General features: G+C 68.5%; 13 protein-coding genes and 2 pseudogenes. 5 read left to right on the top strand and 10 right to left on the bottom strand.

Translation table 11 applies throughout. The features are described from left to right. Positions 1–231: 231 nt before the first annotated feature. The gene (locus OG758_RS12280) at positions 232–489 is read right to left on the bottom strand and encodes a hypothetical protein (protein WP_326710023.1); all 258 of its coding nucleotides are present in this window, start codon (positions 487–489) and stop codon (positions 232–234) included. A gap of 70 nt (positions 490–559) precedes the next feature. Here OG758_RS12280 and OG758_RS12275 point away from each other — a divergent pair, with 70 nt between their 5' ends. Beyond that, the gene (locus tag OG758_RS12275) at positions 560–1,009 is read left to right on the top strand and encodes a hypothetical protein (protein ID WP_326710022.1); all 450 of its coding nucleotides are present in this window, start codon (positions 560–562) and stop codon (positions 1,007–1,009) included. 131 nt (positions 1,010–1,140) lie between these two features. Here OG758_RS12275 and OG758_RS12270 read toward each other — a convergent pair whose 3' ends face one another. The 3 genes from OG758_RS12270 to OG758_RS12260 all read right to left on the bottom strand — a co-directional run bounded on the left by OG758_RS12270 (position 1,141) and on the right by OG758_RS12260 (position 2,695). Further along, positions 1,141–1,821: an Lsr2 family DNA-binding protein gene (locus OG758_RS12270; RefSeq protein ID WP_326710021.1), complete on the bottom strand. Its 681-nt coding sequence runs from the start codon at positions 1,819–1,821 to the stop codon at positions 1,141–1,143. Next, positions 1,818–2,066, bottom strand: coding sequence for a hypothetical protein (locus tag OG758_RS12265; RefSeq protein WP_326710020.1), 249 nt, complete (start codon positions 2,064–2,066; stop codon positions 1,818–1,820). The genes OG758_RS12270 and OG758_RS12265 overlap by 4 nt, the downstream gene beginning before the upstream one ends. Positions 2,067–2,257: 191 nt before the next feature. Then, the gene (locus tag OG758_RS12260) at positions 2,258–2,695 is read right to left on the bottom strand and encodes a MarR family winged helix-turn-helix transcriptional regulator (protein ID WP_326710019.1); all 438 of its coding nucleotides are present in this window, start codon (positions 2,693–2,695) and stop codon (positions 2,258–2,260) included. Positions 2,696–2,808: 113 nt separating this feature from the next. Between OG758_RS12260 and OG758_RS12255 the strand changes: the two genes are divergently transcribed. The 3 genes and pseudogenes from OG758_RS12255 to OG758_RS12245 all read left to right on the top strand — a co-directional run. Next, the gene (locus OG758_RS12255) at positions 2,809–4,317 is read left to right on the top strand and encodes an MFS transporter (RefSeq protein WP_326710018.1); all 1,509 of its coding nucleotides are present in this window, start codon (positions 2,809–2,811) and stop codon (positions 4,315–4,317) included. Positions 4,318–4,486: 169 nt separating this feature from the next. Continuing rightward, positions 4,487–5,278, top strand: a complete 792-nt coding sequence (locus OG758_RS12250) for a maleylpyruvate isomerase family mycothiol-dependent enzyme (RefSeq protein WP_326710017.1) — start codon at positions 4,487–4,489, stop codon at positions 5,276–5,278. Between the two features lie 113 nt (positions 5,279–5,391). Further along, positions 5,392–6,392, top strand: a pseudogene (locus OG758_RS12245) (ISL3 family transposase); the annotation flags it as partial. Between the two features lie 12 nt (positions 6,393–6,404). Here the strand turns inward: OG758_RS12245 and OG758_RS12240 are convergent. The 6 genes and pseudogenes from OG758_RS12240 to OG758_RS12215 form a co-directional block, all read right to left on the bottom strand. Beyond that, positions 6,405–6,653, bottom strand: coding sequence for a hypothetical protein (locus OG758_RS12240; RefSeq protein WP_326710016.1), 249 nt, complete (start codon positions 6,651–6,653; stop codon positions 6,405–6,407). 30 nt (positions 6,654–6,683) lie between these two features. Further along, positions 6,684–7,274: a helix-turn-helix domain-containing protein gene (locus OG758_RS12235; RefSeq protein WP_326710015.1), complete on the bottom strand. Its 591-nt coding sequence runs from the start codon at positions 7,272–7,274 to the stop codon at positions 6,684–6,686. Between the two features lie 136 nt (positions 7,275–7,410). Continuing rightward, positions 7,411–7,686, bottom strand: a complete 276-nt coding sequence (locus OG758_RS12230; protein ID WP_326710014.1) for a hypothetical protein — start codon at positions 7,684–7,686, stop codon at positions 7,411–7,413. Between the two features lie 381 nt (positions 7,687–8,067). After that, positions 8,068–8,178: pseudogene (locus OG758_RS12225) on the bottom strand (YnfA family protein); the annotation flags it as partial. 107 nt (positions 8,179–8,285) lie between these two features. Further along, positions 8,286–9,839: an alpha/beta hydrolase gene (locus OG758_RS12220; RefSeq protein ID WP_326710013.1), complete on the bottom strand. Its 1,554-nt coding sequence runs from the start codon at positions 9,837–9,839 to the stop codon at positions 8,286–8,288. Between the two features lie 807 nt (positions 9,840–10,646). Continuing rightward, a complete protein-coding gene (locus OG758_RS12215) occupies positions 10,647–10,907 on the bottom strand; it encodes a hypothetical protein (protein WP_326710012.1) in 261 nt (86 codons plus the stop codon). 145 nt (positions 10,908–11,052) lie between these two features. Here OG758_RS12215 and frc point away from each other — a divergent pair, with 145 nt between their 5' ends. Beyond that, a complete protein-coding gene (gene frc / locus OG758_RS12210) occupies positions 11,053–12,282 on the top strand; it encodes a formyl-CoA transferase (RefSeq protein ID WP_326710011.1) in 1,230 nt (409 codons plus the stop codon). Positions 12,283–12,492: the final 210 nt, after the last annotated feature.

The following is a 12,492-nucleotide window of genomic DNA, read 5'->3' as shown; positions in this document are numbered from 1 at the left end:
ACTATTATCCGAATAGTCTCAATGTGTCGATGCTTCAGGGCAACGGAGGCGGTAGGCCAGGGTGTTCGGGTGAGTGAGGAGTACGCGCGTCGCCTCGTCGTTGCGTTGGACCCGTTCTCTCCAGGTCAGGGCCGAGGCGACTGGGTCGGTGCCGTGCTGGGTGTCGTAGTGCAGTACGCCCCGGAGCCCATCGTTCATCAACCCTCGCGGGGCATCGGGCTCATCGTGCAATCAGCGGTCCGCCATTTCGTCGCCATAGACCGTCAGCGGCCGGAATGAGCCGGCGGCGCGGGCCAGGGCCCACGATCCCTCCCTGCGCGGCACCTGAAGGGGACTGCCGTCCAGGAAGGGGCGGCTGACCCCGGCCAGGGTGCCTGGCAGTGCCGACAGCGCAGCGCGCACCTCAACCGGTGCGAAGAGCTCTTGCTGCCGGTGCAGCAGCAGATACGGGCTTATTGCCGGCGGGCAGCAGATCAGGCGGTCGGCCAATGATCTGCTCGCTCGGGTCAGTGCCACGTTCCGCCGGAGCGCTCACCGGCCGGGATGGGGCGATGGGGCCGTGATTGCCACGAGCGGCGCGCAAAGGAGGCCGAGGCAGCTGGCAGCACAGCCCGCCGACGCCTACCTTCCCGTCGACCTGAACGTTCGCCCCACTGCCTCGCCGGCCGAAGTACTCCAGGTTGTCACCGTCTGCGGCGGCCTGCTCGGCAGCGCCCTGGCCACAGCCACCCCGACCCTGAGGGCCTGGCACTGGGGCCCGTGCGACCTCGAAGGGTTCGCCGCGATGGGCGTCGCCGAAACCTTGCTGCACACCTACGACATCACGCAGGGACAGTCCGTGGACTGGCTGCCGCCAGCACCGCTGAGCGCAGCAGTACTCAACAGGCGCTTCCCTGCCTCCCCGCCCGGAGACCCCACTCAGGTACTCCTCTGGTGCACCGGCCGCGGAGAACTCGTCGGCCTCCCTCGCCAAACCTCATGGAGGTGGGAAGCAGCACGGCGGGACTGATCGAGTTGCCCCCGGCGAACGTTCCCGGTCACAGCATTAGCGGCGATGCCGCTGGCGTTGGAGGGCTGCACGGCTGGTCCTGCGACGTGGGTGCGCTCGCTGAAGAAGGTCAGCCGCCGCGCGGCGACGGGTCAGTCGTTTTCGGTGGCCTGCTCCCAGGCCTGCCGCACCTCCGCTGGGATGCGTCCACGCAGGGGGACGTTGAAGCCGTTCGCACGGCCCCACTCGCGGATTCTCTCCGGGTCGGAGGGCGGCTGTACCGACGGCATCGGTGGATACCACTGATCGAGGTCTGACGCTTCGAAGCCGATGCCCCCTTCCACGAGATCCTTCGGGAACTGCGGAACCATCGTCTCTCCGCTCAACACCGAAACCAGGAACTGCGTCAGGTTTCCGGCAAAGGTGAACCAGCGGGGCCCACGTGCTTCGTTGACGGCAATCGTCCAGGCATCCGGTTGTTTCTGAGGGTCGGTCACCCAGAACAGTCGCTCACCGTTGTCTGTGCCACCGCAGGGAAGCAGGAGCGCGGGATCCACGGGAGCCGGGTAGATGCCCTGAGCGTGATCGGACCGCATCTGCTCCCGCAGCTGGTTGCTTGCGGGACCTACCAGGTTGACGTGGACCGAGGTATGCCGGGGGTCGTAGACCCAGAGGTAGCCGGCAAAGCAGCCAGGGTCGTACGTGGCGGTGAGTCTTTCGTAGTCGTCGGGGAGAGGGGTGCCCAGAGTGGACTCGACGTGTGCCCAGTCCACCGGCTGCTGGTGGGGAGTGGGAGGGGGACAGAGCTCGGTGAGGCGCTCGAGGGGGCTCATTCGATTCCGCTCCTGCGTCGGATCTGCTGCGCGGCGTGGTGAGGGTTCTCGAAGTCGGATCTGAGCTGGAAGCCGCCGTCACTATCGGCTTCCATGGTGATCCACTTGGGCACAGAGGTCTTCTTGTCGTCGGTGTATTCAAGATAGACGCTGTACTGGACGATCTCTCCAGGGTGCGCGCCTGCCGAAAACAAGCCGCTGCTCAGAGTTCTGTGCTCCCGGTTCTTTGCGGCGACGGGCTTCAAAGCGGGACGACGATTCGTGTTTTTGAGCCTCACAGGATGGTCACGGGCACGCCCGTCCTCATCTGGCCCGTTGCCCTGATGACGAGTGGGCCCAGCTGGTCACCGACCAGCCGGCTGGAGTCTGCCACCCTCGCTCGGCTCTCGCGACAGCTCCTCGGCCCAACTACTGACCTGCGCCCCATTGACCCCAGTCAGGCAGCGGCCGGCCGGGAGACGAAAACGCGCTCGAGCAGGGCGTACAGCGCGACCCGATCATCGTCGCCAAGCCCGTCCAGACCCTCCTGCGTGGCGCGCATCTTCACGCGAATCGCGTCCGCGACGCGCTCGCCCTCGGTCGTGAGGACGACGTTCTTGACGCGCCGGTCGGAGGGGCTCGGTTCGCGGCGTACCAGGCCGCGCTTCTCCAGCCGGTCGATGATCCCGGTCATGTTCGAGGCGTCACAGGTCAGAGTGTCGGCCAGGGACCGCATCGCCGCGGGCCCCCGGCGCAGCACCGTCAGTGCCTTGCCCTGGCTCGCCGTGAGGTTCTCACTCGCCGCCGCGACCGTGAAGTCGCCGTAATAGGCGCCGAGTGACACCGAGAGCAGCTCCATGAGCTGGGCCGTGCCGACGCGGGGAGTTCCTGTCATGGGAGTCACTTTACCCCGGAAAACTTGACGATCTCAACTATTAATGTTTACCGTCTCCCATTGCTTGAGAACCTCAAGCATCAAGGTTGTCAAGTAACTGAGAGAGATTCGCCGTGTCCCAAGCACATCGCGCCGCGCCCCCAAGGGTCCCCGGGCAGACCCTGCTCGTCCTGGCCCTCGGGGCGGCCGCCATGGTCGTCTCGATGATGCAGACCCTGGTCGTCCCGGTGCTGAGCATCATCCAGGCCGATCTGCACGCCACCACGGCGAATGTCAGCTGGGTGACCACGGCCACACTGCTGTCAGCCGCCGTCTTCACCCCGCTCCTCGGCCGCTTCGGTGACCAGCACGGCAAGAAGCCCACCCTCGTCGGCGTCCTGCTCGTGATGATCGCGGGCTCGGTGCTCGCCGCCACCACCAGCTCACTGACCTGGCTGATCGTCGGCCGGGTGATGCAAGGGGCGGCGACCGCGATCTTCCCGCTCGCCCTGTCCGTACTGCGCGAGGAGATCAAGCCGGCCAAGCTGCACGGAGCCATGGCCCTGGTCAGCGGAACGCTCGCCTTCGGCAGCGGGCTCGCGCTGGTCGGCGCCGGACTCCTCACCCAGGGCTCGAACCCGGACTACCACCGGGTCTTCTGGCTCGCGGTCGCGCTTGCCGTGATGGCACTGGCCGGTGTGCTGCTCGCGGTGCCGCCGTCCCGCGCGAAGACCGGCGGACGGACCGACTGGCTGGGCGCGCTCGCCCTCGCGATGCTGCTCGTGCTGCTGCTTCTGCCCATCTCCCAGGGCCATGAGTGGGGCTGGACGTCCGGCAGGACGCTCGGCGCTTTCGTCGGTGCGGTCGTCATGGCATTCGTATGGGTCGCGGTCGAGCGCCGGGTCAAGGAGCCGATGGTCGACATGAAGATGTTCGTCCACCGGCCCGTCCTCTTCACCAACCTGGCCGGGCTGCTACTTGGATTCGCGATGTTCGCCCAGTTCATCGGCGTCTCGTACCTCGTGCAGATGCCCGAGAGCCTGACGGGCTACGGATTCGGTGCCTCGGTGCTCGACGCGGCCGTCGTCTACCTGCTGCCTACCACCCTCGTCTCACTCGTGGGCGCCCAGGCCGGAGGACTGCTCGTGCGCCGGATCAGCGCGCGCTTCACACTGGCCACCGGCGCCGCCTTCGGCGTACTCGGCTTCGTCTGGCTGACCGCCGCGCACGGCACCACTGCTTCGGTGATCGGCGCGGGCATGGTCATCGGCCTGGCGATCAGCTTCGGATACGCCTCCATGCCGGCGCTCATCGTCGCCTCCGTACCGGCCCACCAGACCGGTATCGCCAACGGAATCAACTCCATCTCCCGCTCGGTCGGCAGCGCCGTCGCGAGCGCCGTGATCACCTCGCTCCTTGCGTCGAAGACCATCGCGCTGCCGGACGGAATGCCCGTACTGCCCCAGGAGAGCCAGTTCACGCTGAGCTTCGCCATCGCCGGAGCGGCCTTCGCCCTGGTCGTGGTCGTCGCCCTCACCGGACTCAGGATGGCGCGCGCACCTCGTACAGCGGTGGCCAGGAAGGCCGACGCATCAGGGGCGGCGGAACCCGCAGGCTCTACACATGACGTCGAACTTGTCTGATCAGAACAGCTGTTGAGGTCCCGGCGGAACCCGACGCACCGGAAGCCGGTTCACTCTCGGCCTCCTCATTGCGCCCGGGACTGTCGGCGTCGTGGCCTCACAGCCCCCTGAGCCCTTCCCACCACACGTCGCCCGCCAAGACCGGCCTCCCTCAGAAAGGCACACCTCGATGAAGACCTCGCCCCGCCCCGACGACGGATCGGCACCGGTCGACCACCGCACGCAAGTCGCAGCCGAGACCGCCCGGCTCGTCGCAGCGGTCAGGGACGCCGACCTGACGACCCCAGTACCGAGCTGCCCCGGCTGGACACTGACCGACCTGGTCAAGCACACAGGCAGCGTCCAGCGCTGGTTCTCAACCCTGCAGAGGGCGGCCATCCAAGAACCCCCACAGAGCCGCACGGTGGACCTGCACCTCCCGGATCGCCACGACGAGTACCCCGACTGGCTGACCGAGAGCGCGACCGTGGCCGCAGGCGCCTTCGCAGCCACCGACCCGAGGCTGCCGATGTGGGCGTGGGGCGCCGACCAGCACGCGCGCTTCTGGGCACGCCGGATGCTCTTCGAAACCCTGCTGCACCGAGCCGACGCCGAGCTGACACTCGGCCTCCAGCCCGCGATCGACCGCGCGGTCGCGGTCGACGGGATCGACGAGTTCCTCGTCAACCTGCCCTTTGCCGCCTTCTTCGCCCCCAAGGTCGCCAACCTGCGCGCCCCCGACAGGACCATCCGCTTCCGCGCCACTGATGGCGACGGCGACTGGCTCGTCCGCCTGCGGCCCGACAGCTTCGGGCTCGCCACGGCCAGCGCGGACGCGCACACCGCTGACGCGACCATCCGGGGAACCGCCCGCGACCTGCTGCTGCTCGTCTACGGCCGCCTGCACCACGATTCCACGGCCCTCTCGCGCGAGGGAGACGACGACCTGCTGACGCACTGGTTCGCCAACTCCGCTTTCTGAGACGGCAGCCATCGTCCTGGCCGAACGCTCAAGGGTGCGGCGGGACTGTCCAACCAACGGGTCTGGCCCGTAGTCGGTGGTGACGCCGAGTAGCCATCCGCGATCATGATCTTGTGATGGATGTCAACTCCCTTATCGGGACGGTGTTTTCCGGGCTGTCGGCGCTGGTCGTCGAGGACGTGACGGGCGACGGTGACGAGGTGGGGGTCACGGCCTGCACCCGGGATGTGGCGGTGCCTGGCCGGTGTGCCGAACGCCAGCGGCGAGGGTGCACGGGTACCACCGCCGGACGGTGCGGGACGTGCCGGTCGACGGCCGCCCGGTCGTCGACCACCTGCGCGTACGAAGGCTGGTCTGTCCGCTTCTGGGCTGCTCGCGGCAGACCTTCCGTGAGCAAATTCCCGGACTGCTGAAGCTCCATCAGCGCCGCACTGTGCGTCTCGCCGCACAGATATCGCAGGTGGCACGGGAGTTATGCGGCCTGCCGACCGCACGCCTGGCCGGTCTGCTGGCCGTGCCCGTCTCCCGCAGCACAGCGCTGCGCCATCTGCGGCGCCTGCCGCTGCCCAAGCAGGCCATCCCGCCGGTGATCAGCGTGGACGATTTCGCCCTGCGCCGCCGCCACCGCTACGCCACGATCATCACGGATGCCGAAACCAGCCGACGCATCGCGGTCCTGCCCGACCACGGGAGGGCCACCCTGGAGTTCTGGGTGCGCGAGCATCCCGGTGTCGAGGTCGTGTGCCGGGACTGCTCGACCACCTACGCCGAGGCCGTCCGCCGCGCCCTGCCCGACGCGGTGCAGGTCAGCGACAGACGGCACCTCTGGCGCAACCTTTGCGACAAAGCCCAGCTCGAGGTCCGCGCGCATGCCGGCTGCTGGGCCACCATCAACCCGACTTGCCCCGGCGGAGTACGCGAGCAGACCACCCGCGAACGCTGGAACAAGATCCCCGATCTCCTCGGCCGAGGTATCGGCCTGCTCGACTGCTCTCGCCCCCTGGGCTTGGCCCTGAACACCGTCAAACGCTATGCCCGCATGCCCGAACCACAGGCCCTGCGCCTCACGCCTGCCTACCGGCCTTGTGGGGTTCCAGAACAGGGTCACCTGCGCTGAGCTGCGTGTCTATGCCGCCCGCTCGTATTCGTTGATGAGGCCGCCGAGGCGTTGTCGGCGCTTGATCCGTTCGTGGGTAGGACTGGCGATGGGGTGGTCGGGCCTTGGCGGATGCGGTTGTTGTCCACGGTGGGGCCGGCGTCCGTTGTAGTGATTGGCGTACTCGTCCAGGACAGCGTCGAACGACGCACTGAACTGACCTGCCCGATCCCGCACGAGAAACGTGAACTTGGACGTCTGGTTGCCGAGGTCGGCCATGAGATTCCGGGACGTAGCGGCTGCCGACTTTCATTGCGAAGAACACATACAGCCGCCGCAGGGTGATCGCGCAGTCGACGTGGAAGAAGTCGACGGCGAGCATGGTCGAGGCCTGAGTGCGCAGGAACTGCCGCCATGTGGTGTCGGTCTGCTGCGGGGTGCCGGGGGTATCTTCCGGTGCCTCAGGACCCTGCGGATAGTGGAAGCGCCCACGTGGTGGCCGAGCTTGAGCAGCTCGCCCTGGATGCGCTGGTATCCCCACGACGCGTTCTCCAGGGCGAGCTGCTCAATGAGCGTGGCGATCGCCTGGTCGATCGGTGGGCGGCCCGTGTGGTTCGGGTACGTCCACTCTTTCGTCACCAGCCGGCGGTGCCAACGCAGCATCGTGTCGGGGGTGGCCAGACGGTGCCGTTGCAGTTGCCGGGGCAGCTGTCGGACCAGAGTTGCGAGGTATGCGCGGTCGGCCCAGTCGAAGCGCGGCTTGGGGTTCGCGCGGCGCAGCACAGCGACCTCATGACGGAGGACCAGCAGCTCGACGTCCGTGGACGCGGAGGAACGGGCGAGCGATGCGAACCAGCCGAGCAGCCAGCTGAAGATCAGATAGAGCAGACGTAGCGACACCCCGAGATCATTCCCTGGAGGTAGTGCTCCACCCATTGCCACTGGTCATAGAGCCAGGCCGAGTTCTGGAACCTGAGAGGGGTCGTCGCAGGCGACGATGAGGTGCTGGTCGGGCTGGACCAGGGCGCCAGGTGGGTCAAAGGGGTTCCGCGGCGCGGGAGTTCCCCGCCGAGACGCGACCGGCCCGCAGGTCCTGCGCGTGCTGTGAGGTGTCCCGGCGTCGCACGGACTCCACGAGCCGCCGGTGCCGGGAGGGCGTACGGACGGCCACCGCAGGCGGATCTGGCACGGGCATCCACTCCGTGTGTCCCGCCGTCTCGAACGGATCGCCCGACGGGCTGTGCAGCAACTCGTCCTGCGGTCGTCCGTGCTCGTCCTTGCCGGTGGGGCGTAGGCGCGCGTGCCGGGGCACCACCGCCTAGTACCCGGGTAGCCAGGCGCCCCTCGAAGAACGCGGCACGCTCGGGACCGAGGGGCTCGTACGACGTGTTGACCGGCACCCGGAACGGAAGCGGCACCCGCCACGGTCCACGCGCACTGCCTCCGGTACCGGCGCCGGATCCTCGGAGTATGACGGGGTACCACTGCCCGCTCCGGAGCGGGCAGTGGTACCGCCGAAGCTGGGTGGACGGGTTCGTTGACTCCGTTGGACAGTCGTAGGGTGCAGGGGCGCGATAGATGGCGATCAGGTGGGCTTGGTGTGAGGACCGGTCCGCCACGGGCGCATCCCGGGGGGCGGGGGGGGAGAGAGAGGAGCACCGCATGGCCTTCGGTATCTCGTTCGAGCCAACGTTCGCGGGGCGTACAAGATCACGGCCATTCCTGTGAGGCAGACGAGGGCTCCGATGACGTCGAAGCGATCGGGGCCGTATCCGTCCGCGATCATGCCCCAGGCGATCGACCCGACACCCACCCGACGGCGGTCTCGGACTGGCCGGTGTGGTGGTGCACGCCCGGGCCCCTGCAAGCGAACCGGTGTGCTGACGGCCGCCCGGCGGCCCCGTACGGGCCTCAGGACATGCTGCCCCGGCACACCGTTCCCGGGGCCGGGGTGCGGCCCGTGCGGAGGTAGTGGTCGACCGTCTCCGTGACGCAGCGGTTCTGCGGGTATGTGCCGTGGCCCTCCTCCTCGGCCGTCAGGAGGACGCCGACGCCGTCGCCCAGGGCGCGGGCCATGTGGCGGGCGCCGGGGTAGGGGGTGGTCGGGTCGCCGGTGCCGCCGACCACCAGGACGGGGGCCGCGCCGCCGGCGTTCACCTGGAGCGTGGTGTGCTCGCCGTCGAACGGCCAGTCGTAGCAGCGGTAGACGCCGATGGACCAGGCAGCGCCGAAGACGGGTGAGGCGGCTTTGATGCGGGCCTCGTCCCGGTCGAGGCGTTCGATGCCGGGGCGCAGGCTGGAGTCCGCGCAAGTGATCGCGGACAGGGCAACGCGGCTGTTGTCGCGCGAGGTCGCCGCGCGGTCGGCGGAGCCGTTGTCGTCCGCGCCCTTGCTCAGCGGACGGCCGTCGTTGTGGTCGATCACCGCGGTGAGGGCCTTGGCGAGCGGCGCCCAGCCGTCCGTGCCGCGGTCGAGATGGTCGCTGACGGCATACGCGAGGTCGTCGGCGTCGAGGGTCCTTCCGGCGCCGGCCGGGGCGGGCTTCTTCTCCAGGCGATCGGCCAGGCGCGCCATGCGCCGCGCGGCCTCCTCGGGTCCGTCGCCGGTCGGGCAGTGGCGGATATGGGCCGCGCAGTGCGCGGCGAACCGGTCGAACGCCGCCTGGACCGCCTTGACCTGCGACACCTGCTTCTCGTCGAAGTCCTCGGTCGGATCGACGGACGCTTCGAGGACGAGCCGTCCGACGTGCGACGGATACAGGTGGGCGTAGACCGCGCCGAGCGCCGTTCCGTACGAGACGCCGAAGTAGTGCAGTCGCTCGTCGCCGAGGAGGTAGCGCATCAGGTCGAGGTCGCGCGCGGTGTGCGAGGTGCCGATGTACGGGAGGAGCGCCCCGGAGTGCTCGGCGCAGGCGTCGGGCCCGTCGAACCCGGTGTCGTTCGCGGTCTTCCCACATCGCACGGGTATGGTCGCGCCGACGCCGCGCGGGTCGAAGGAGACCAGGTCGTAGCGGTCGAGGAGCGGTTCGTACTGGTTGAGGAATTCGGGCAGTCCGCTCACGCCGGACACGCCGGGGCCGCCGAAGTTGAGGACGAGCGAGCCGATGCGCCGGGCGTTCGGGCCGGTGGCCTTGCGGCGGATCAGGGCGACGTCGATCGTCGTGCCGTCCGGTTTCCGGTAGTCGAGGGGGGCTTTCATGGTGGTGCAGTCGTAGCCCGTGCGCGCTGTGGGCGGCGAGGTGCACTTGGACCAGTGGAGGTGCTGGCCGGTGGTGAGCGCGGTGGGCAGACCGGCGGGCGGGTTGCTTGCGGTGAACTCCGTACGCGGCTCCGCATTCCGGCCGGGAGCGTCGTGCTGGAGCCAGGCGCTGACGGCCCCGATCGCGGCGAGGACGACCACGGCGATGATGCGCGCGCCGACCGAGAGGCCCGGTCTGCGGCTTCGTATCGGATGTGCGTCACTCATCGAAATCCCCGCGCTCCCGCCCCTGGACGCCCGCCCCGTGCCCGCATGCCCGTACCTGTGATCGTCCGATCGTCGAATGAGTGCAGGGTACAAGCCGCCTCCGGCAGCTCGGCTCGCGAGAGTGCCCAGAAATTTGTACCGCTCCGTGCTCACGCGACTCCTCCTGCGGTCCGGCCCGGCGTGTGCTGGACGCCGGGCTGCTGTGTGTGCGGCGGCGAGGCCATCGCCGGGGCGGGCTGTGGCGTGCGGAGCGCCTGGGCTCCCGGCCGTACGCCGTCGCCGTGCCTGCCGCATCGAGGTCGCACCCGTGGCCGTTCCACACCGGCCGGAGGGCCGGCTGCCTTCTGGAGCAGGAGTCCGGCGTCGACGTCGACACGGTGGAGCACAGTCCCGCCGGACCTTCGAAGCAGTCGCCCGGCTGGCCGCCAGGCTCCAGGACGGCATGCGGGAGCGCGCCGTCTCCCGCGGCCCCCGGCCAACTTCGACCGGGTCGCGGTCCGCGAGGACATCGAGCACGGGCAACGGGTTCCCGGAAAGGAGGGCGCGGTCGGTGTCGGTGAACGCGGGCCTGCCGACCTGGCGCTGCAGGACCAGCAACTGGTGCCGCAGCGCCAGGATCTCGATGTCTTTGTCCCGTTCGCCCGTTCGCTCATCGGCAGCAGTCAAAGGAGGGTGAAGGTGTCGGTCAGCGCAGCAGCGCGACCGATCATGATGCCGCCCGACCGCCGTTCACGGGGAAGAGCACGGACTGGTGCGGTGGCAGTGGGCCTGTCACCCGCGATCAAGCTCCTGACCTGGCCGGATGATTCACCGGCACGCGCAGTGTGACGGGCGAGCCTGGATCGCCAGGGCCAGGGCCGGAAGGCCGACCTGCACCGCGTGCTGTTCCCGCTCGGACAGCTCCTCGATGAGGTGCCGCAGGGACTCGGCGCGCTCGGCGCGCCGCTGCCGGAAGACCTCCAGGCCGGCGCCGGTGGCTTCCACAAGGACGAACCGGCCGTCACTGCGATCGACGTACGGACTCTGGACAACCACTCCCTCCATGGCCATGATGACGAACAACTCCATACGGTATGCAATCTACAGTCTGGAGTTGGCCAGGCGTGATGACTGCCGTCGTCGCGCAGGGTGCGCGTGTTGGGCCTGGCCTCCGTGCCAGCGCGTTTTCAGCCCGAACCCGACGTCACGACGTATCAGTGAGGTGAGGACGGCCATGGCAAAGGCACTAGAAGGCATCCGAGTTCTGGACATGACGCACGTGCAGTCCGGGCCCTCCGCCACCCAACTTCTCGCTTGGCTCGGCGCGGACGTCATCAAGGTGGAGGCGCCTACCGGCGACATCACGCGTAAGCAGCTGCGCGACCTGCCCGACGTCGACTCGCTCTACTTCACGATGCTCAACTGCAACAAGCGGAGCATCACCCTCAACACCAAGACCGAGCGTGGCAAGGAGCTCCTCACCGAGCTGATCCGGCGCTCCGACGTCATGGTCGAGAACTTCGGTCCGGGCGCCGTCGACCGCATGGGCTTTACATGGGAGCGCATCCAGGAGATCAACCCGCGCATCGTCTATGCGTCCATCAAGGGTTTCGGTGAAGGGCCGTACACCAACTTCAAGGCGTACGAGGTGGTCGCGCAGGCCATGGGTGGGTCGATGGCGACCACCGGGTTCGAGGACGGGCCGCCGCTCGCCACCGGCGCGCAGATCGGCGACTCGGGAACGGGCATCCATGCCGTCGCGGGCATCCTGGCTGCCCTCTTCCAGCGCGAGAATACCGGGCAGGGGCAGCGCGTGAACGTGGCCATGCAGCACGCCGTGCTCAACCTGTGCCGGGTGAAGCTTCGGGATCAACAGCGGCTCGCGCACGGCCCGTTGGCCGAGTACCCGAACGAGGACTTCGGAAACGAGGTGCCGCGCTCCGGGAACGCCTCCGGCGGCGGGCAGCCCGGCTGGGCCGTGAAGTGCGCTCCGGGTGGGCCCAACGACTACGTGTACGTCATCGTGCAGCCCGTCGGCTGGCAGCCGCTGAGCGAGCTGATCGGGCGGCCCGAACTGGCCGACGACCCCGAGTGGGCGTCCCCCGCGGCGCGGCTCCCTAAGCTCGGCAAGATGTTCCAGCTCATCGAGGAGTGGACCTCGACGCTCCCCAAGTGGAACGTTCTGGAGAAGCTCAACGCCCACAACATCCCGTGCGGCCCGATCCTGTCCACCAAGGAGATCATCGAGGACGCCTCGCTCGTCGCCAACGACATGGTCGTCGAGGTGCCGCACCCCCAGCGCGGCTCGTTCACCACCGTCGGATCCCCGCTCAAGCTCTCCGACTCTCCGGTCCACATCACCAGCTCGCCGTTGCTCGGTGAGCACAACGAAGAGGTCTTTGTCGGTGAACTGGGCCTGGACAGTGAAGAGTTGGCCGTGCTGCGGACCGGTGGGGTGATTTGATGCCGCTCGGACCGGACGGCAGCGTTTTCGTGCGGACGTGCTGTCGCCACGGTCACCGCCCCAGCCGTGCCGGCGCGCCTCGGTCACGTGTCGTGCACCCCGTTGTCTCCCGGATCCACGGGTATCCGCACTGCGCCGCCCGTACCACCCGTACCGCCCGTACGACCTCACACTGAGCGTCGGCCCTCATCGTGCCCGCGGTGGCTGACC

It is taken from the genome of Streptomyces sp. NBC_01474 (assembly GCF_035918215.1).
Taxonomy (GTDB): domain Bacteria; phylum Actinomycetota; class Actinomycetes; order Streptomycetales; family Streptomycetaceae; genus Streptomyces; species Streptomyces aureus.
This window is presented reverse-complemented; position numbering and strand designations above follow the sequence as displayed.

Coding starts and splice junctions, on each gene's coding strand:
- OG758_RS12250 (WP_326710017.1), top strand. CDS start 4,487: ATGAAGACCTCGCCCCGCCCCGACGACGGATCGGCACCGGTCGACCAC.
- frc (WP_326710011.1), top strand. CDS start 11,053: ATGGCAAAGGCACTAGAAGGCATCCGAGTTCTGGACATGACGCACGTG.
- OG758_RS12240 (WP_326710016.1), bottom strand. CDS start 6,653: ATGGCCGACCTCGGCAACCAGACGTCCAAGTTCACGTTTCTCGTGCGG.
- OG758_RS12220 (WP_326710013.1), bottom strand. CDS start 9,839: ATGAGTGACGCACATCCGATACGAAGCCGCAGACCGGGCCTCTCGGTC.
- OG758_RS12270 (WP_326710021.1), bottom strand. CDS start 1,821: ATGAGCCCCCTCGAGCGCCTCACCGAGCTCTGTCCCCCTCCCACTCCC.
- OG758_RS12260 (WP_326710019.1), bottom strand. CDS start 2,695: ATGACAGGAACTCCCCGCGTCGGCACGGCCCAGCTCATGGAGCTGCTC.
- OG758_RS12215 (WP_326710012.1), bottom strand. CDS start 10,907: ATGGAGTTGTTCGTCATCATGGCCATGGAGGGAGTGGTTGTCCAGAGT.